The following is an 18512-nucleotide window of genomic DNA, read 5'->3' on the forward strand; positions in this document are numbered from 1 at the left end:
CTATCCCTGTGCCAGACTCCGGTTGATGCTCTCCGCCGCATCGCGGCCTTGCGCGACGGCCGATACCGTCAAATCGTCGCCGCCAAAAATGCAGTCGCCGCCGGCCCAGACATTGGCGAGCGAGGTGCGCCCTTCTGCGTCGACCTTGATGCGGCCGGCTTCGAGTTCGATCGCAGCACCGCTGCCGTTAAGTGCCGCCGGCACAAAGCTCTGGCCGATCGCCTTGAACACCTGGTCGGCGGCCAGCGTCAGCCGCTCGCCGGTGCCGACAAGCGTGTCGCCGTTCATCGCTGTGTATTCGAGCTCGATGCCCGACACTTTGCCACCTTCGACAATGACCCGCTTCGGCTGCAGCCAGTGGCGGATGGTGACGCCGTTGGCGGCTGCCAGATCCTGCTCGAACTCGGAAGCGTTCATGTGTTCCTGGCCGCGCCGGTAGCAGATCGTCACCTCCTCGGCGCCGAGCAGCTTCGACTGGACGGCGGCGTCGATCGCCGTCATGCCGCCGCCGATGACGACGACGCGCCTGCCGATTGGCAGGCTCGCGAGATCGCTGGCCTGGCGCAGTTCGGCGATGAATTCGACTGCATTGACGACGCCACCGGCCTCCTCGCCATCGGCGCGCAGCGCATTGACGCCGCCAAGCCCCATGCCGAGGAAGACGGCATCGTAATTCCGGATCAGGTCCGACAGCCGGTAGTCGCGGCCGAGCGCCCTGCCGTTCTGGATATCGATGCCGCCGATCCCCGCGACATAGTCGACCTCGGCCTGGGCGAAGTTATCGATGCTTTTGTAGGCGGCGATGCCGTATTCGTTGAGGCCGCCGGCCTTCGGTCGGGCTTCCAGTATGGTGACCTCGTGGCCATGGCGGGCGAGCCGGTGCGCCGCGGCGAGGCCGGCCGGACCGGCGCCGACCACGGCGACCGACTTGCCGGTCGATTCAGCGCGCGAATAAAACTGCTTGTGCTCGGCCATGGCGACATCGGTGGCGTAGCGCTGCAGGCGGCCGATCTGCACCGGCTTGCCTTCCGCCACCTCGCGCACGCAGACCTCTTCGCACAGCGTCTCGGTCGGGCAGACGCGGGCGCACATGCCACCTAGTATGTTCTGGTCGAAAATCGTCTTGGCCGAACCGATCGGGTTGCCGGTCGAGATCTGGCGGATGAACAGCGGAATGTCGATCGAGGTCGGGCACGCATTCATGCACGGCGCATCGTAGCAGAAATAGCAGCGGTCGGATTCGACCAGCGCTTCGTGGTGATCGAGCGGCGGATGCAGATCGGAAAAATTCTCGGCGTACTGGTCGGCGGCAAGCCGGCCGCCGGCAATGCCGTCCTTGAACTGGCCTTCTGGCATCGTCAGTTCCCCTGTTTTCGTTTTGGGGAAGGCTAGCACGTTTTATTTTTTTATCAATTGGTCAATTTTCGACCCAAGCCGCTGAAAAGACTAGCTGATAATATGATTTAGTTGCTCATGTTATGAGTGACGGTTGCGTCCTCAAAGAGGGGAGCGCGACAAGCTCCAAGTCGCGGCAAGCTGTTCCAGGCCAGCGCGGAATGATAGGGCGCTTGAGCACGATGCGCGGCTTTCATTCAACGGAGAAGACGATGACCGATGATAGGGAGACGGCTCACCGGTGGGAGCCCGTGGGAGATTTACCTCTGGCTGCCTGTCAGGTGTGGCGTCTAAAATCCGACAATAACTTTAACTTTGAGCTGACCGTCGAAGGCGACTTCGGGACATCGGAACGAACTCTCAAGATCGATTTTCAAGGGGTAGTAGCCCTGGCTGCCCATGATGACATGCTGGGACTGACCAAAATCCGTGCGGACACCTCGATCCCATTGATTGGATCTGGCAGGCAAGCCTCCTACAGGTGGCCGATCCTGCGAGTGGAGAACTCGCATTGGTTGCGATCGACACTTGGCCCGACAGTAGACTGTACGCATTTTCTGCTGCTCAGTCTCGAATGCACGGTTGAGGTCATTGCTCGTGAAGCCACTCCTTCTTGGATCTGATCACCCGAGGAGCGAAACGCCTTGAAACCGCATACGCTCCGGCACAGGCCAAGATTGGTGGCTGTTCGCTACGAAGGTGCCAGCTGTAGGCTAGCATCTGAGGGGCCGCCATGAATCGACCTGATCTCGTCGGCAACCAGTTGCTGCAGCCGCCACAGATTGCGGTCGCGGATGCCGAATTCCTCGAGGTGGCTGACGGTGTTGTAGAGATATTCCGCGCCCGAGCCGACATGGCCGCAGGCTCTGGCAAGCACCCCCGCCACCGTGTCCAGCGGCTGCCCGAGCGAGGTTCCCCTGCCCGTCACCCCGACCCAGAAGCCGAGCGCCCGTATCCGGCCCTGCTGGGTGCGCACGGGAACCCACCGGACCGAGCTGACACTCTCATGATCGTCGATCTCGCGCCGCAGCAGTCTTTCGATCTGCTGCGGCTTGTCGCCGTCGGGCAGACGGTAGATGACGCCGTCGCATCGGCCGCCGCGTTCGAGCGCCATCATCAGCCCCGGCTGCGCGACGCTGCCGCGCCAGCGCACCATGTCGAGGCAGAAGGAGCGATGCCAGCCAAACGCAGTGGCGCGCTGCCGTTCGACGGACTCGAAAGCCGGCTTCCAGATCAACGAGCCATAGGCGAACACCCATAGCGGCCCCGCATCCGCTTCGTTGGAGAGCCGCGCGGCAAGAGCACGGAAATCCTCGTCGTTCAGCTGCGTCCAGCTGCCGTCGGGTCCAGGATCGACCTCTTCGCGATGGCACAGTGAAACAAGCTCAGGCGTGAGCGACATAAGGCGCATGAAACGACAACCCCTCGTTTGCCCAAGGAAAGTCGAAAACCGCCGCATGTGCAAGGCGTCGAGCGGGACGAAGTGCGGAACGATGTGTCAACGCAGCCGTTGAACTTTCTCCGCTTCGCTGTCGGATTCGCGTCGCTGAAAACGTCCTTTGATGGATCGGACGACGATCTATGCATGAAGGTGAGGAGACCGAGAAATGCCAAAATCCCCGATGCCCTTCTTCTGGTACGAACTGATGACATTGGTCGAAAACGCTCACCCGACCTAATCAATCTTGTCGTCTAGTCCCACTCCCATCCCTTCCCGTTCCCCCATCTCTTGAAACCCTTTCCCTTGTGATCCAACACCTTTCGAAACAAACCGCCCTCGGGCGGCTCGTTTGGTCCATAGATATCGCGCAGCAGTTGTCTCGCCTCCCCGTTGTCAACATCGCCGTCAGTAAGCGGAATCAGAGTGAGTTTTCGATCCTTAGTCGGCACAACGTGCATGATTCTAGCGGGCACCGTCATGAGCGATCGAAAATCTTTTCTGGGGCCTCTCTCAGATTGAACCATATCCTTTATGAATTTTGCATATTGCCAGACGATGATGTCAGCTGCCTGGATCATGCCAGACGCTCGCTTGTCCATAAATGAAAATGAAGTCCGCGGACGGTGGATCTTCCTATCATTGAAATACTCGCAAGCAGTGTTCCCGTTCTTGTGTCCACTTTCATAAAAAAGAGATACTTCGCAATCTCTAAAATATATATTTGCAATATCATATATTGTATCAGATACGTTCCCTACAAGATAGGTATATGGGTCAATATATTTTCCATCTTTGTTATACCCATCATATCTGCCCAATGGGGTGGAACAGATAATCGAAAAGGCGACGTGTCGATTAATTAGGTCCATCAGTTCGGTTTGAAGCTGTATTCTGCGCTCTTTTGGCATTCCTTTGAAGACGCCGCTTGGAGGCTCAGGAGCGCATTCCACCATATGGAAGTAGGGAAGATCGCCATACTTTCTAAGACGGCTGCCCATGCCGTCTCTACGAAACGCGCATCTTCGGGTCTAACAACATACCCGCCGACAATCTGGATCGGAAACCCTCCATCATCCCCCGACTCGTCTATGTAAGCCTCTAGACGCACGAATGCAAAATCCTAGGAACAGCTGATTTTCAAATACTTTCGAATAAGCGTCTATCATCCTACCACCTGCCAATGGATGCTCAAAGTACGGTATTCCACCTTAGCCCAAACTCTGAGCCCGTAACACTAATACGGCGCGCGCCCGCGCTATCCGTACAACGCACAACAATTACTTCCAAAAATCTGTAAAGAGCCGCGGCGAAGTGCGGAACGATGTATCAACGCGGCCGTTGGATTTTCTCAAGCCCGCTGTCGGATTCGCGCTGCCGAGATCGTCCTTTGATGGATCGGACAACGATCGATGCATGAAGGTGAGGAGACTAAAAATGCCGAAATCCCCAATGCCCTTCTTCTGGTACGAGTTGATGACCAGCGACCTCGATGCGGCGCAAGCGTTCTACACCACCGTGGTCGGCTGGCGGGCTGAGCCCTTCGACAAGGCGCCCGGCATGCCGCGCTATATCGTGGTGAACTCCGCCGAGCGTGGCGTCGGCGGGCTGATGACCCTGCCCGAGGAAGCAGCCAGGACGGGTCTGAAGCCGGCCTGGTTCGGCTATATCCACACCAGCGATACCGATGCCTCGACCGAGGCACTGAAAGCCGCCGGCGGGGCTGTTCACCGCGAACCCGACGACATTCCCGGCGTCGGCCGCTTCTCCGTCGTCGCCGACCCGCAAGGCGCCGCCTTCATGTTCCTGCAGCCCAATGGTCCCGACCAGCCCGTCCTTCCGGCAACGACGCCGGGCCATGTCGGCTGGCACGAGCTTTATGCGTCCGACCGCCAGAAGGCCTTCGATTTCTACTCAAGCCAGTTCGGCTGGACTGATGCCGGTAGCATGGACGTCGGCGAGATGGGCATCTATCAGACCTTCTCGGCCGGCCCTGAATCCGGCGGCGGCATCATGAACAAGCCGCAACAGCTGCCGGTGCCGGTCTGGCTGTTCTACTTCAATGTCGACGCCATCGACGCAGCCGCCAAACGCGTCACCGACAATGGCGGCAAGATTGTCATGGGTCCGATGCCGGTGCCGACCGGCCAATGGATTGCCCAGTTCACCGATCCGCAAGGCGCCTATTTCGCGCTGATCGCGCCGGGCCGCTGACCCCCTCCGGTACTCGCCTGCACGGAAACTGCTCTCATCGCACTGCCGGTGCGATGAGAGGCGCGTCCGGGCGCGGTCACTCCGGCGCCAGCACCGCGACTTTGAGGTTCTCTTTCCTGGCGCCGCTGAGCTGGATCGTGGCTGCGCCAGGCGTCAGCTTGAAGCGCACGCTCTTGCGGATGCCGGGGCAGGTCTTCACGCCGCTGAAACCCGCTGATTTCACGGCTTGGCCATCCTGAATGACGTCGACCCAGGCCTCGTCGGACAGGCTGATCTGGAGCTCTCCTTCCGCTGGCACGGCCACGTTTGCCGTCGCGCCGAACGTGCCGGCTGCCGGCGCGCGTTGCGGTGAGACCGTGAAGCTGACCGCATCGACGGGCTCCAGCGCCATATCCGCGGCTTCGCCGAAAGCAAGAGAGGCACCGGACTGCGCGGCGGGCGCTGCCGGAAACAGTTCCTGCTCGCGTGTCACCGGCCATTTGAAGGCATCGCAGCCAGCATCAGCGGCCATGGCGAAACTGGTGCTTGCGAGGATTGCGAACAGGCTGATGGCGGCTTTTTTCATGGCGAAGGAACCCGTCTGGTTTGGAGTGTCTACTCGCAGATATACAACCTTAACGAGATCTATGCAACCATAACGAGAGCAAATTTCGAAGTCAGACTGGAAATAATTGCAATCACCGATTGTTGATGACAGGCCATGGGAAGTGAATGGTCCAGCGCCGGGTGATGATTTATGGCCGGGCCACATGGTTGGAAAAATGGAGTTTAGATGAAGCTTTTTGACGGTCTCGCCAGATTTCAGCCGCAGGCACTCGGCGTCCTGCGCATCATGACGGCCCTGCAGTTCCTCGAGCATGGCTCGCAGAAACTGTTCAATTTTCCGGTCAGCGCCGAGCCTCACGCTCTTAGCGGCCTGACGGCGACGGCAGGCATCCTGGAGTTCGCCGGTGGCATCCTGCTGGCGCTCGGTCTGTTCACCCGCCCGGTCGCGTTCCTTCTGGCCGGCGAGATGGCCATCGCCTATTTCATGGCGCACTATCCGCGCGACTTCTTCCCGGTCAACAACGGCGGCGATGCGGCGATCTCCTTCTGCTTCATCTTCCTCTATCTGGTGTTTGCCGGCGCCGGCGCTTTCGCGCTCGACAACCGCCGCAGCACCTGACGCGCCTAATGCATGTCGCCCAAAAGTGCGCAGCGGTTTTGGGATAACGACTTGCACCAAGAATCTGAAGCGCCTCGGCGAAGCCGAAGCGCTTCAGGCGCGCATTCGCTCGAAGTTCGCGTCAAAGAGCGGCGCTGCCTGAACGCGCGCCGCGTGGCGCTTGCCCAAAAGTTCGATTTCGAAGCCGTCGCTCTTGTCTGCGATCTCCTTCGGCACATAGCCGATGGCGACGGATTTCTTCGAGTGATGCGCATAGCCGCCCGACGTTACCCAGCCGCGCACCGCGCCATCGTACCAGATCGGCTCGTCGCCGATGACATCGGCATCGTCGGCATCGAGGATAAATGTGCGCAGCCTGAGCTTGCCGCCCTGCTTGCGCTCGGCAAGAGCGCCGGTTTTACCGATGAAATCGGCATCCTTGCCATAGGCGACGAAACGGTCGAGCCCGGCCTCCAGCGGCCCGTAGATCGGCCGGTATTCGCGCGCCCATGAGCCGTAGTTTTTCTCCAGCCGCAGCCCATTAAGCGCGCGCGAGCCGAACAGGCCGAGGCCGAATTCCTCGCCTGCCGCCATCAACGCCTGGAAGGCAGCGCGCTGATATTCCGGCGCCACCCAGATCTCGTAGCCGAGATCGCCGGTGTAGCTGACGCGGCCGACCAGGCACGGCGCCGTGCCGATGTCCATTTTCGCGACCGCCATGAAGGGGAATGCGGTGTTGGCGACATCCGCGCGGCTGACCTTCGCCAGCACCTCCCTCGCCTTGGGTCCGGCGATCGCCAGACCGGTCAGTTTCTGCCCCAGCGCCTCCATGCGCACTGAGCTATCCGCAGGTAAATGCGCCTCGAACCAGCGCATATGATACTGCTCGGCGATACCGGAGCCGGCGATGAACCACTCGGTCCCGTTGGAATTGGGGGCACCGATATTGGCCAGCGTGAAATCGCCGATGAGCTTGCCGTCATCCTTCAGCATCGGCGCCAGCGTCATGCGGCCTGGCTTGGGCAACTTGCAGGCGAAGATCCGGTCGAGCCAAGCGGCCGCCCCTTCTCCCGTCACCTTGTATTTGGCGAAGTTCGAAATCTCCGCCAGGCCGACGCTCTCACGAACCGTCGCGACCTCATTGGCGACATGGGAAAAATCGCTGGACCGCCGCCACGAGAACTCGTCCTTGACACCCTCGGGCGCAAACCAGAGCGGCACTTCCAGCCCATAGGACACGCCCCATTGCGCGCCCTTGGCCGACAGCAAATCGTAGATCGGCGTCGTCTTCAGCTGCCGCCCGGCGGGCAGCTCCTCATTGGGGAAACGGATCGAGAAGCGGCGCGAGTAGTTCTCGCGCACCTTGGCGTTGGTGTAGGCCATCGTCGCCCAGTCGCCGTAGCGCGCGACATCCATCGCCCAGATGTCGGCGCCGGGATCGCCCTCGATCATCCAGTTGGACAGCGCCAGGCCGACGCCGCCGCCTTGTGAAAAGCCCGCCATGACGCCGCAGGCGACCCAGAAGCCGGGAAGGCCACGCACCGGCCCAACCAGCGGATTGCCGTCCGGCGCGAAGGTGAAGGGCCCGTTGATGATCTGCTTGATGCCGGTCCTCTCGAAGGCCGGGAAATGCCTGAAGCCGACTTCGAGCGACGGCGCGATGCGGTCGATGTCCGGCTCCAGCAATTCATGGCCGAAATTCCACGGCGTCTGGAATTCGGACCAGACCTTATTGGCCTTCTCGTACGTGCCCATCAGCATGCCGCCGCGCTCCTGGCGCAGGTACAGCTCACCATCGAAATCGACGGCATGGATGATCTCGGTCCCGGTCTTGGCGTTCCACGCCGCCACCTCGGGCATATCCTCGGTGATCAGGTACATGTGCTCCATTGCCAGCACCGGCAGCTCCAGCCCGACCATGCGGCCGACCTCGCGCGCCCATAACCCGCCGGCATTGACGACATGCTCGGCCACCACTTCGCCCTTGTTGGTGACGACGCGCCACATGCCGTCGGGCCGGCGCACAATGTCCTCGACCTTGGTGAAGCGCTCGACCTCGGCGCCCAGTTTCCGCGCGGCCTTGGCATAGGCATGGGTCACGCCGGAGGGATCGAGATGGCCGTCCTCCTTGTTGCGGACGGCGCCGACGAATTGTTTCGGGTCGAGCAGCGGCATCAGCTCGGCCGCTTCATTGGCCGATATCTCCTCGAGGTCGATGCCGAGGTAACGCCCCTTGGCGACGACGCCGCGCAGCCAGTCGAGCCGCGCCTCGGTTGCCGCCAGAAGCACGCCGCCGGTCAGATGTACGCCGGTCGCCTGTCCCGACAGCTCCTCGATCTCCTTGTAGAGCGAGATCGTGTATTTCTGCAGCTTGGCGACGTTGGGGTCGCCATTGATCGTGTGCATGCCGCCGGCCGCATGCCAGGTCGAGCCGGAGGTCAGCTCGTCGCGCTCCAAAAGCACGACATCGGTCCAGCCATGACGCGCCAGATGGAACAGCACGGAGCACCCGACGACGCCACCGCCAATGACCACGACCTTTGCATGCGATTTCATGAGTTTTGCTCTGTTATCAATGAGTTGAGGAGATAAGGTGAATCAGAAAGGCAGCGCCGCGCGCCGACGCTGAAAAAGTCACGGCTCGCCCTGCCCGATCGCTTCCTTGCGCCTGGCCACATACGCCTCCAGCGCCTCGCGCACGGCGATATCCATCACCGGCTCGACATAGTCTTCCAGCGCCTTCTTCCACAGCCGGGTCGCGCGCGCCGTCGTGTCGAGGCCGCCGGCCTCCTGCCATGCCTCGTAATTCTGCCAGTTGGACAGTATCGGCTGGTAGAAGGCGGTGGCATAGCGTTCCAGCGTGTGCGGTTCGCCGAAGAAATGGCCGCCGGTCGGCACCGCGCCCAGCGCCTCGACCGCAAGCTCCGCCTCGTCGACGACGATCGGGCGCAAGAACTCCATCATGTGCTGGATCATCTCGACATCAATGATGAGCTTTTCGAACGATGCCGTCAGCCCGCCCTCCTGCCAGCCGGCGGCATGATAGACGAGGTTGCCGTGGCCGAGCACAGCGCCCCACAGCGCCATCAGCGTCTCGTAGGCGCCTTGCGCGTCCGCCACATTCGATGCCGACCCCGGTGTCGTGCGGTAGGGCAGATTGTAGCGCCGCGCCAATTGCCCCGAGGCGATGTTGGCCTTCGTGTTCTCCGGCGTTCCGAAGGCCGGCGCGCCCGACTTCATGTCGACGTTGGAGGTGAAGGCGCCGTACATCACTGGCGCGCCGGGGCGCACCAGTTGCGTCAGCACCACGCCGAACAGCGCCTCGGCATTCTGCTGCGCCAGGGCGCCGGCGAGCGTCACCGGGCTCATCGCGCCCATCAGCGTGAACGGCGTCACCGCCACCGACTGGCCGAACTCAGCCATGGTCATCAGTCCTTCGGCCATCATCTCGTCGAAACGCCGCGGCGAGTTGACCGAGATGATGGTGGCAATGCCGGGATCATCGCGCATCTCGTCCAGCGTCAGCCCGCGCGCGATTGCCATCATCTCGATGCCGTCCAGCGCCCGGCCTCGTCCGATCGCCGAGACATGGAAGGATTTGTCGGTCAGCGTCAGATTGGTGAAATAGGTATCCATGTGCCTGGTGTTCGCCGGCAGTTCCACCGGCGCGCAGACCTGGTTGCCGAGCATGTGGATGCAGTTGAAATGCTGAGCCAGCCGGGTGAGATCGGCATAGTCGTGCAAGTTTCCAGCGCGCCGGCCGCGCTCCATGTCGTGCACATTGGGCGGCCCGGCGACGAGGGTGAAATTGATCGTGTTGCCGCCGAGATGAATGGTGTTGGCGGGGTTGCGCGGCGTCAGCCGGTAGCTGGACTGCGTGGTCTTCAGCGCCTCGGCGACAAGGCCCCGGTCGATGCGGACGTTCGCCGTTGCATGGTCGACCTTTGCGCCCGCCTTCTCGAACAGCGCCAGCGCCCGCTGAGACATCACCTCGATGCCGAAATTTTCCAGAATATGCATCGACGCCTGGTGGATCGTTTCGACCTGGTCGACTGAGAGCATCGCCATCGGCGGATAGGGATTGGTCACCCGCCGCAGTGGAAGTTGCGGGATGGCGGCAGGCCCCCGGTTGCTGGTTCGCTCCGCGCCGCGCTTGCGTCTTGGTTCATTCATGCCTGGCATCAGAGCGCCGGCATCCGGACATCGCTGTCAGAAATCCGCCCTTCGCGGACGTGATTTTAGCCAAGGCGGCATTTTTGAATTCTGACGGAGATAAAGGCGACGCGAAAGGTCGGAATAATGATACAGGCCCCCTGAGCGCAGCGGGCCGGCAAGCCGTTAAGAAACGCCGAAAGATTCCCTTTATGATTTCGGCCTATTCGTTTTCCAATGCGTAGTTCGAGTTTGAGTAAAATTGTAGCGGTTGGCGTGCTGCTGGCTTTGCCGGCCTGCGCGACGCCGCCCAACCATATCAACAATGTCTGCGCCGTCTTCGACCAGAACGACGGCTGGTTCGACAACTGGCAGTCGGCCGCCGAGCGCGCCTCGCAGAAATACGGCGTCCCCGTCCCTGTGCTGATGGCGACGGTGCGCAAGGAATCCGGTTTCAAGAGCAATGCCAAGCCGCCGCGTACCAAACTGCTCGGCTTCATTCCGTGGAAACATGTCTCGTCAGCCACCGGTTTCTCGCAGGCGCTCGACGGCACATGGTCGCAATATCAGAGCGAAACCGGCAGTTGGGCGGCGAGGCGGACCAAGTTTGCCGATGCCGTCGATTTCGTCGGCTGGTATCATTCCAAGACATCAGACACGTTCGGCGTCGCCCGCAACGACACCTACAATCTCTATCTCGCCTACTATCTTGGCTGGACCGCCTACGGCCGCGGTAACCGTGGCGATGCCGGCGTGCAGGGCTATGCCAGGGCGACCGAAAAGATGGCCCGCGACTATGCCGAACAGCTGCAGCAATGCGGCAGCTGACGTTGCCAAGCGGTCTTGCAGCCACGCAGTTTGCGATCGAAGCGGAACTCAGCAATTCATTCGCTTGGGATCAGGTGGAGGATCGACCTCCCTCCCTTTACCGCTGCCGTCGACAGCTTTCGGTCAAACGTCGCCAATTGGCCGTCACGCGCCTTGGCGAGTCCCAACAGATAGCTATCCGTTACCTGTGCCGGGGTGAGGATCCTGGCTGCATCGATGTCGTTGGAACCGACAAGGCTGATCTCGTCAGGCCAGAACTGATGTCCTGAAAGGGCATGCAGCTTGCCGACAACCTGCGCCACCACGGCGGGCGAACCCGGAGAATTGGGGTATTTCGGGTTGCTTACAATCCTGATGACGCCATTCTCGGTAATGGGACATGTTGCCCATGATAAATGCCCGGAGGATTGGAACCACCGATGGGCATCTTCATGCGCGACGTGAGCCGGATCGATCAACGCAATCAACACATTGACGTCGAGCAGGAAGGTCACGGCAATTCGTCGCGAAGCGCATTGACCATTTCGAGATCGACCATCGGGCCGTCGGGCCGCGATGCAAGCAAGGGGATGCCGTTGCGTTCACCGCCGGTCGGGGGCCTGCGCAGTGAGCGGCGAGCCAGATCGGAAATGACGTCGCCAACGCTGCGATCCTGCTGTCGCGCCATGGCCTTGGCCGCAAGTAGGACATCGTCATCGATTGCAAGTGTGGTTCTCACAATATGCTCCCTATGGCGCATCAAACATCACGCATCACATAAAGCAATGGACAGCAATATTCAAGCGAACGTAGCTGTCGTTCCTTGAGCTATGGCGACGCTGCGGCAATGCGCCAACGAGCGGCATTGCCTCTATGGCTGGTCAGCTCGGCTTCTTGCCATGCGGGCGCTTCGGCGGTTCGCCGGCGAAACCGGGGCCGATCCCATCCGGTGCGTCTTCCGGCACGCCCTCATGCGCTGCGTGTTCCCTGTCGAACTTGATCACCGGCTCCATCGTCGCCAGCACATCGTCCGACAGCCAGCACAGGCTCATATGGCCATCGCCGAGATGCTTCACCGGCGGCACCTTGGTCTCGCACAGATTGTCCGGCACCAGCCTCTTGTAGCCGCAGCGCGTCTGGAACGGGCAGCCGCTCGGCGGGTTCATCGCCGACGGGATATCGCCTTCGAGCACGATGTGCCGTTTGACCACGCTGGTGTCGGCGATCGGGATCGCCGACAGCAGCGCCTCTGTGTAGGGGTGATAGGGTGGCGCGAAGATCTGGTCGGTCGTGCCCTGCTCGACGATGTAGCCGAGATACATGACGACGACGCGGTCGGCGATGTAGCGCACGACGGACAGATCGTGGCTGATGAACAGCATCGTCGTCTTGTTCTTGCGCTGGATGTCCATCAGCAGCTCGGTCACCGCCGCCTGCACCGAGACGTCGAGTGCCGACACCGGCTCGTCGGCCACCACCACCTTGGCATCGCCGGCAAAGGCACGCGCCACGCCGATGCGCTGCTTCTGGCCGCCTGAGAGCTGACGCGGCTTGCGCGTCTCGAAGGCCCGCGGCAGCTTCACCAGGTCGAGCAGCTCCAGCATGCGCTTGCGCCGCTCGGCGACATTGTTGCCGACTTTGAATTTTTCCAGCGTGCGGATGATCTGCGAACCGACGGAGTGGCTGGGATTGAGTGTATCGAACGGGTTCTGGAACACCATCTGGATCGACGACACCGTTTCGACGCTGCGCTTCTCGATGCCGGTCGACTGGATCTCCTTGTTGCCCAGCGTCACTGTGCCGGCACTTGCCGTCTCCAGCCCCAGCAGGACCTTGGCCAGTGTCGACTTTCCGCAGCCGGACTCGCCGACGATGGCGACGGTCTCGGATTCGCGCGCCATGAACGAGATCGTCTCATTGGCCTTGACCACGCGGCCTTCGCTGGAGCCGAACACTTCGCTGCCGCCGACCTTGTAGTATTTTCTCAAATCCTCGATCTTGAGCACCGGCGCGCCGGGCACGACCTTCTCATTGACCTTCTTGGCGCCGGGAGGCAGCGCTTCCCAGTCGATCTCGTTGAAGCGCACGCAGCGCGAGAAATGCCCTTCGTGACCGGCGACCTCGATCATCGGGATTTCGGCGGCATTGCAGACGCCCTCAACGAAATGGTGGCAGCGCGGGCCGAAATTGCAGCCCTTGGGCCGCTCATGCGGCAGCGGCAACTGGCCGGGGATAGAGATCAGCGGCCGCGAATTCTTGTCGGCGCCCGGCAGCGGAATCGAGCGGAACAGCCCTTGCGTATAGGGATGGCGCATCCGGTCGAACACGTCCTTGATCTTGCCGGTCTCGACCGCTTCGCCCGAATACATCACCGTGATGCGGTCGCAGGTCTCGAGGATGAGGCCCAGATTGTGCGACACGAAGATCATCGACGTGCCGAACTTCTCGCCCAGCCCCTTGACCAGTTCGACGATGCCGGCCTCCACCGTCACGTCGAGCGCCGTCGTCGGTTCATCGAGCAGAAGCAGCGCCGGCTTCGACAGCAGCGCCATGGCAATGACGATGCGCTGCTGCTGGCCGCCGGACAGCTGGTGCGGATAGGAACGCATCATGCGTTCGGGATCGGGCAATCTCACCGAGCGCACCATTTCGAGCGCCCTTTTGTAAGCCTCTTCCTTCGACACCTTGTCGTGGATCAGCGGCACTTCCATCAATTGCTGGCCGACCTTCATCGCCGGATTGAGGCTCGCCATCGGCTCCTGGTAGATCATGGCGATCTTGTTGCCGCGGATGGAGCGCAACTCCTCGTCGGACAGCTCGCCCATGTCCTTGCCCTGGAACTTGATCTTGCCGCCGACGATCTTTCCGATGTTGGAGAGGTCGCGCATGATGCCGAGCGACACGGTCGACTTGCCGCAGCCGGACTCGCCGACGATGCCCATGGCTTCGCCCGGCATCACCGTGCAGGAAAAGTCCATGACGGCGGGGATCTCGCCCTTGCGGGTGAAGAAGGAGATCGACAGGTTCTCGATCTCGATGATCGGCGCAGCGCTTGGCCCAAGGGTCGGGTTGCCGGGATTTCGAACTGCCTCATTCATGGGTCGCTCCAATCCTATTTTCATGCTCGCGGGCCGAAACCCGCAGATCAGTCTTTCATCGATTGTTCGCGCAGCGAGTCGGCAAGCAGGTTCAAGCCCAGCACGAACGACATCAGCGCGATCGTCGGCGGCAGCGCCGGGTGGATGAAGGAGCGCAGCAGGCGGCTGGCGTCCTTGATTGCGGTGCCCCAGTCCGGGCTCTCCGGCGCCAGGCCCAGCCCGAAATAGCCGAGCGTGCCGAGCAGGATCGTGGTGTAGCCGATGCGCAGGCAGGCATCGACGATCAGCGGCCCGCGCGCATTGGGCAGGATCTCCCACAGCATGATGTACCAGGGCGATTCACCGCGCGTCTGCGCCGCCGCCACATAGTCGCGCGTCTTGATGTCCATCACCAGGCCGCGCACGATGCGGAATACGCCGGGGCTGGAGGCGAACACCACCGCCACGAAGATGTTGAGCTGGTTGGGATCGATGTGGATGATCTTGAACGGATCGGCGTCGAACACCAGGCCGGCATAGACCCAGCCGCCGATGATCAGCGTCAGCCCGAGCAATATATAGAGGCGGTCCGGCCGGTTCTTGTAGCGGGTCCAGAACAGCACCGAAAAGAAGATGATCGGGAACAGGAAGAACAGCCCGGCCATGGCGTATGGGATCGGCGTATCCATGATGCCCGGCGTCACCAGCAGGTAGAACAGCAGGATCACCGGGAAGGCCAGCACCAGATTGGCCAGGAAGGACAGCACGGTGTCGATCCGGCCGCCATAGTAGCCGGCGGGCAGACCGAGCGTAATGCCGACCATCAGCGCGAAACCGGTCGCAGCCGGTGCGATGATCAGCACGATCTGGCTGCCATAGACCATGCGCGAAAAGACATCGCGGGCGAGCTTGTCGCCGCCGAAATAGTAGATGAGTTTCGATACCGGCTCGAGCGCGCCCGGCAGCGCATCCTTCATGATCGGCACCTGGGCGAGCGGATCGAAGGGCGCGACGGTCGACGCGAAGATTGCCGTGAACAGCCAGAACAGGCAGATGCCGACACCCACTATGCCGACGCCGCTATCGAACAGCTGGCCGTAGAGGCCGAGCCTTTTCTTGTAGGCGAAGCTCGCTCCCATCACCAGGGCAAGCCCTAACCAGACCGGCCAGAAACGCCCAATCACGCCGAGCACGACATTGAAGGCACCGATATATTCGACCTGCATCTGCCCCAGCCCCCTATTGAACTCTGATACGCGGATTGAGGAACGCGTAGCCGACATCCGAGATGAGCTGCGTGATCAGCACGATGAACACCGAGACCAGTGAACAGCCAAGCAGCAGATCGATGTCGTTGTTGCCGGCGGCTTCGACCAGCGTGTAGCCAAAGCCCTGGTAGCGGAACATCACCTCGACGATGACGACGCCGGTAAGCAGCCAGGGAAATTGCAGCATGATGACGGTGAACGGCGCGATCAGCGCATTACGCAGCGCGTGCTTGACGACGACGCTGCCGAAGGAAAGCCCCTTCAGCCGGGCGGTGCGGATATATTGCTGCGTCATCACCTCGACCATCGAGGCGCGCGTCATGCGGGCGATGTAGCCGATGCCGTAGATCGCCAGCGTCATCACCGGCAGGGTGAAATTGTAGAAGGTGATGCCCTGGCTTGCCGAGGCGGCCGAACCGTTCAGCCAGCCGAGCCAGGAGGCGAAGATGACGGTGAAGATGACGCCGGACACATATTCGGGCGTCGCCGTCGACGCGATCGAGGCGACGGACAGCGTTCGGTCCGTTCGCGAGCCCTCGCGCATGCCGGCCAGGATGCCGATCAGCAGCGAAATCGGTACCATCACCAACAGCACGCAGAGCATCAGAATGCCGGTGGCGGCGAGTGCGGGGAAGAGCTTTGACGCAACGGAGGTTTTGAACTTCGTCGAGCAGCCGAAATCACCTTCCAGGATGCCGGAGAATTTCGGCTCCAGCGGATCGTTGCAGAAGGAGAAACGCTGCGTCGGCTTGCCGGTCGCCGGATCGGTCACCGGTTGCTTCGGGACGACGCCCAGCCATTGCCCGTAGCGCACGAAGAAGTTCTGCCGGTAGCCATGGTTGACCAGCCAGCTTTCGAGCTGTTCGGCCGATGTGTGCATTTCGGTCTGGCTGATCGCCAGCTTCTTCAAATTCGGCTCGAGGTTGATCAGGAAGAAGACGATCATCGTCAGGCACAGCATCGTCAATGCCATGGTGCCGAGACGCCGGATTACGAAAGAAAGCATGGCGGTCCCCTGCCGGTCTGGTTGGGGTTGGAGCCAGTTCGAAAAACCAGCTTTGCCGTTGCCGGCAGAGTTGGCCGTCAAATCGGCACTCGGATGCAATCAACCCAGTTTTATTGAACGGTCTTTCAGGAGAGTCCGCAACTTTTTGCTGCGGCGGCTTCCGGTTCTGGACCAAGCGAGGCGTGACGGGAAGGAGCGAAGCGCCCCTTCCCTGACGTTCCGATCACGCCTGGTCGAGCCAGACCTTGCCGTAGTCGCGCTCGAAGGTCGGATGCATCTTGTAATTCTGCACCGCCTTGACCGAGTGGCTGTAGAGCTTGCGCCAGTATGGCTGGATCATGATGCCGGAATCCTGCAGGATCTGCTCGATGTCCTTCATCATCTCCTTGCGCTTGGCCGCATCGGCAACGGCCAATGCTGCATTGAGCTTGGCATCCCATTCGGGGTTGGAATAGGCCGACTCGTTCCACGCCTCGCCGGTGCGGTAGCCGATCGCCAGAACCTGAACGCCGAGCGGGCGCATGTTCCAGTTGGTCATCGACAGCGGATACTTGGTCCAGTCGTTCCAGAACGTCGAGCCCGGCAGCACCGTGCGCTTTACCTTGAGGCCGGCGTCGCGCATCTGCGCGGCGATGGCGTCGCCGGTATTCTTGTGCCAGTCTTCGTCGACCGTGATCAGCTCATGCTCGAAGTCGGCCTGGCCGGCTTCCGCCATCAGCGCCTTGGCCTTGGCCGGATCGCGAGCGACTTTGGGCAGCTCGTAATATTCCGGGTGGATTTGGCAGACATGGTGGTTTTCAGCCACCGTGCCGGCATTTCCGTAGCCAAGCTGCAGGACGACATTGTTGTCGACCGCGAGTTGCAGCGCGTTGCGTACCTTCTGGTCGCCGTAAGGCTTGTTGTTGATGTTGGTGCGGCACACGATGGTCGACGCGGTGACGATTTCGGACTTGACCAGGTCCAGTCCGTCGAGGATTGACACATAGTCGGCCGAGGTCTCGAAATTGGTATGGACTTCGCCGGCCTCGAAGGCACTGACCATGGCTGCCGGATCGGTGCCGTAGTCGACGAATTCGATGCCGTCGAGGAACACCTCGCCGTCCCACCACTTGTTGTCCTCGCGGCGCTTGTAGACCACCTTCTGGCCGACATCGTAGGAGACGAGCTCGAACGGGCCGGTACCGATCGGGCAGGCTTTGAAGTCGCCGCCCTTCTCGTCGAAGCTCTTGTGCACGATGAGGCCGGGATAGTCGCACATGTTCGGAATGAGCGCGATGTCAGCCTTGCCGAGCTTCAGCTTGACGGTGTGGTCGTCAACCTTGGTCACGGCGCTTTCGTCGAGCTTGTCGTCCTTGACCAGCGTGCCGAGACGGCCAGGCATGGAATTGCCCTCGGCCTTCTTGTCGGCCCAGCGCTTGAGGTTGAAGATGACGTCATCGGCGGTGAAGGCATCGCCATTCGACCAGGTCACACCCTTGCGCACATGCAGCGTGTACTCGGTGGCGTCGTCGTTGACCTCCCAGCTCTCCAGAAGGTACGGGCGGAACGTGTATTCGCTGGTGTACTTGACCAGCGGCTCAAGCGCCTGACGCTCGGCATTGGCGATTTCCGACCAGTCGGCCTTGCGCGGATCCTTGGGATCCTTGACCCATTGCGCGACTTTAAGGATGCCGCCCTTCTTGCCCTGCACCTCTTCGGCCCTGGCTTGGGTCGGCACGGCTACGCCGAGCATGCCGTAGGCCATCGCGGTCGACGCGCCGAACACGCTCGCCATGGCGAGGAACTCGCGGCGATCGACTTTGCCTGCCTTGGCTTCTTCGGCCATGGCCAGGATGTGATCGGGAACGCGATCGCCATTACTCTTGTAATTTGTCATACCTTAACTCCCATTGTTGGCTTTCCGCCTTTTAACATTCCGCATCCCTGCCGTGATGTCAAAGACGGCATGGCTACGGAACCTGTTAGGGAATGTGCAACTTTGAAAAGGGAGCGGTTCGCGTGATAACGACAG

The 18512-nt window shown here is 61.2% G+C and carries 16 protein-coding genes; 4 read left to right on the forward strand and 12 right to left on the reverse strand.

Annotated features, from left to right (window positions below; genetic code table 11):
* Nucleotides 1-1356 carry an NAD(P)-dependent oxidoreductase gene (locus NLY36_RS05205; protein WP_023699019.1) on the reverse strand — a complete coding sequence of 452 codons (1356 nt, stop codon included), beginning with the start codon at nucleotides 1354-1356 and terminating at the stop codon, nucleotides 1-3.
* A gap of 251 nt (nucleotides 1357-1607) precedes the next feature.
* Between NLY36_RS05205 and NLY36_RS05210 the strand changes: the two genes are divergently transcribed.
* The gene (locus NLY36_RS05210) at nucleotides 1608-2018 is read left to right on the forward strand and encodes a hypothetical protein (protein ID WP_156933210.1); all 411 of its coding nucleotides are present in this window, start codon (nucleotides 1608-1610) and stop codon (nucleotides 2016-2018) included.
* Nucleotides 2019-2086: 68 nt separating this feature from the next.
* Here the strand turns inward: NLY36_RS05210 and NLY36_RS05215 are convergent, their stop codons facing one another.
* On the reverse strand, nucleotides 2087-2806 hold the full coding sequence (locus NLY36_RS05215; RefSeq protein WP_023735985.1) for a gamma-glutamylcyclotransferase: 720 nt from the start codon (nucleotides 2804-2806) through the stop codon (nucleotides 2087-2089).
* Nucleotides 2807-3087: 281 nt separating this feature from the next.
* Nucleotides 3088-3834 carry a hypothetical protein gene (locus NLY36_RS05220; RefSeq protein WP_156933211.1) on the reverse strand — a complete coding sequence of 249 codons (747 nt, stop codon included), beginning with the start codon at nucleotides 3832-3834 and terminating at the stop codon, nucleotides 3088-3090.
* Nucleotides 3835-4270: 436 nt separating this feature from the next.
* On the opposite strand from NLY36_RS05220, the gene NLY36_RS05225 reads away from it, so the two are divergent.
* Nucleotides 4271-5047, forward strand: a complete 777-nt coding sequence (locus tag NLY36_RS05225; protein WP_023735989.1) for a VOC family protein — start codon at nucleotides 4271-4273, stop codon at nucleotides 5045-5047.
* 76 nt (nucleotides 5048-5123) lie between these two features.
* On the opposite strand, the gene NLY36_RS05230 is transcribed toward NLY36_RS05225, so the two are convergent.
* The gene (locus NLY36_RS05230) at nucleotides 5124-5612 is read right to left on the reverse strand and encodes a hypothetical protein (protein WP_023735990.1); all 489 of its coding nucleotides are present in this window, start codon (nucleotides 5610-5612) and stop codon (nucleotides 5124-5126) included.
* A 207-nt stretch (nucleotides 5613-5819) separates the two neighbouring features.
* Here NLY36_RS05230 and NLY36_RS05235 point away from each other — a divergent pair, with 207 nt between their 5' ends.
* Nucleotides 5820-6212 (forward strand): DoxX family protein, encoded by a 393-nt coding sequence (locus NLY36_RS05235; RefSeq protein WP_023735991.1) that lies wholly within the window; start codon nucleotides 5820-5822, stop codon nucleotides 6210-6212.
* A 93-nt stretch (nucleotides 6213-6305) separates the two neighbouring features.
* Here the strand turns inward: NLY36_RS05235 and NLY36_RS05240 are convergent, their stop codons facing one another.
* On the reverse strand, nucleotides 6306-8747 hold the full coding sequence (locus tag NLY36_RS05240) for a GcvT family protein (protein ID WP_023735992.1): 2442 nt from the start codon (nucleotides 8745-8747) through the stop codon (nucleotides 6306-6308).
* A gap of 78 nt (nucleotides 8748-8825) precedes the next feature.
* Nucleotides 8826-10364, reverse strand: a complete 1539-nt coding sequence (locus tag NLY36_RS05245; protein ID WP_023735993.1) for a trimethylamine methyltransferase family protein — start codon at nucleotides 10362-10364, stop codon at nucleotides 8826-8828.
* 216 nt (nucleotides 10365-10580) lie between these two features.
* Between NLY36_RS05245 and NLY36_RS05250 the strand changes: the two genes are divergently transcribed.
* Nucleotides 10581-11171: a transglycosylase SLT domain-containing protein gene (locus NLY36_RS05250; protein ID WP_023735994.1), complete on the forward strand. Its 591-nt coding sequence runs from the start codon at nucleotides 10581-10583 to the stop codon at nucleotides 11169-11171.
* 56 nt (nucleotides 11172-11227) lie between these two features.
* Here the strand turns inward: NLY36_RS05250 and NLY36_RS05255 are convergent, their stop codons facing one another.
* The 6 genes from NLY36_RS05255 to NLY36_RS05280 form a co-directional block, all read right to left on the reverse strand.
* A complete protein-coding gene (locus NLY36_RS05255; protein ID WP_023668192.1) occupies nucleotides 11228-11665 on the reverse strand; it encodes a TA system VapC family ribonuclease toxin in 438 nt (145 codons plus the stop codon).
* Nucleotides 11662-11889: a hypothetical protein gene (locus tag NLY36_RS05260; RefSeq protein ID WP_023668191.1), complete on the reverse strand. Its 228-nt coding sequence runs from the start codon at nucleotides 11887-11889 to the stop codon at nucleotides 11662-11664. The genes NLY36_RS05255 and NLY36_RS05260 overlap by 4 nt, the downstream gene beginning before the upstream one ends.
* Nucleotides 11890-12031: 142 nt before the next feature.
* Nucleotides 12032-14248: a dipeptide ABC transporter ATP-binding protein gene (locus tag NLY36_RS05265; protein WP_023668190.1), complete on the reverse strand. Its 2217-nt coding sequence runs from the start codon at nucleotides 14246-14248 to the stop codon at nucleotides 12032-12034.
* A gap of 47 nt (nucleotides 14249-14295) precedes the next feature.
* On the reverse strand, nucleotides 14296-15453 hold the full coding sequence (locus tag NLY36_RS05270) for an ABC transporter permease (RefSeq protein WP_023668189.1): 1158 nt from the start codon (nucleotides 15451-15453) through the stop codon (nucleotides 14296-14298).
* Nucleotides 15454-15466: 13 nt separating this feature from the next.
* Nucleotides 15467-16501 carry an ABC transporter permease gene (locus NLY36_RS05275; RefSeq protein WP_023668188.1) on the reverse strand — a complete coding sequence of 345 codons (1035 nt, stop codon included), beginning with the start codon at nucleotides 16499-16501 and terminating at the stop codon, nucleotides 15467-15469.
* Nucleotides 16502-16724: 223 nt separating this feature from the next.
* A complete protein-coding gene (locus NLY36_RS05280) occupies nucleotides 16725-18377 on the reverse strand; it encodes an ABC transporter substrate-binding protein (RefSeq protein WP_023668187.1) in 1653 nt (550 codons plus the stop codon).
* Nucleotides 18378-18512 lie beyond the last annotated feature (135 nt).

This window comes from Mesorhizobium sp. C399B, from assembly GCF_030323185.1.
In the GTDB taxonomy this organism is placed as follows: domain Bacteria; phylum Pseudomonadota; class Alphaproteobacteria; order Rhizobiales; family Rhizobiaceae; genus Mesorhizobium.

What these genes read in the sequence shown, in the direction of transcription:
- NLY36_RS05205 (WP_023699019.1), bottom strand. Translation starts at nt 1,356, where the DNA reads ATGCCAGAAGGCCAGTTCAAGGACGGCATTGCCGGCGGCCGGCTTGCC.
- NLY36_RS05210 (WP_156933210.1), top strand. Translation starts at nt 1,608, where the DNA reads ATGACCGATGATAGGGAGACGGCTCACCGGTGGGAGCCCGTGGGAGAT.
- NLY36_RS05215 (WP_023735985.1), bottom strand. Translation starts at nt 2,806, where the DNA reads ATGCGCCTTATGTCGCTCACGCCTGAGCTTGTTTCACTGTGCCATCGC.
- NLY36_RS05220 (WP_156933211.1), bottom strand. Translation starts at nt 3,834, where the DNA reads ATGGGCAGCCGTCTTAGAAAGTATGGCGATCTTCCCTACTTCCATATG.
- NLY36_RS05225 (WP_023735989.1), top strand. Translation starts at nt 4,271, where the DNA reads ATGCCGAAATCCCCAATGCCCTTCTTCTGGTACGAGTTGATGACCAGC.
- NLY36_RS05230 (WP_023735990.1), bottom strand. Translation starts at nt 5,612, where the DNA reads ATGAAAAAAGCCGCCATCAGCCTGTTCGCAATCCTCGCAAGCACCAGT.
- NLY36_RS05235 (WP_023735991.1), top strand. Translation starts at nt 5,820, where the DNA reads ATGAAGCTTTTTGACGGTCTCGCCAGATTTCAGCCGCAGGCACTCGGC.
- NLY36_RS05240 (WP_023735992.1), bottom strand. Translation starts at nt 8,747, where the DNA reads ATGAAATCGCATGCAAAGGTCGTGGTCATTGGCGGTGGCGTCGTCGGG.
- NLY36_RS05245 (WP_023735993.1), bottom strand. Translation starts at nt 10,364, where the DNA reads ATGAATGAACCAAGACGCAAGCGCGGCGCGGAGCGAACCAGCAACCGG.
- NLY36_RS05250 (WP_023735994.1), top strand. Translation starts at nt 10,581, where the DNA reads ATGCGTAGTTCGAGTTTGAGTAAAATTGTAGCGGTTGGCGTGCTGCTG.
- NLY36_RS05265 (WP_023668190.1), bottom strand. Translation starts at nt 14,248, where the DNA reads ATGAATGAGGCAGTTCGAAATCCCGGCAACCCGACCCTTGGGCCAAGC.
- NLY36_RS05270 (WP_023668189.1), bottom strand. Translation starts at nt 15,453, where the DNA reads ATGCAGGTCGAATATATCGGTGCCTTCAATGTCGTGCTCGGCGTGATT.
- NLY36_RS05275 (WP_023668188.1), bottom strand. Translation starts at nt 16,501, where the DNA reads ATGCTTTCTTTCGTAATCCGGCGTCTCGGCACCATGGCATTGACGATG.
- NLY36_RS05280 (WP_023668187.1), bottom strand. Translation starts at nt 18,377, where the DNA reads ATGACAAATTACAAGAGTAATGGCGATCGCGTTCCCGATCACATCCTG.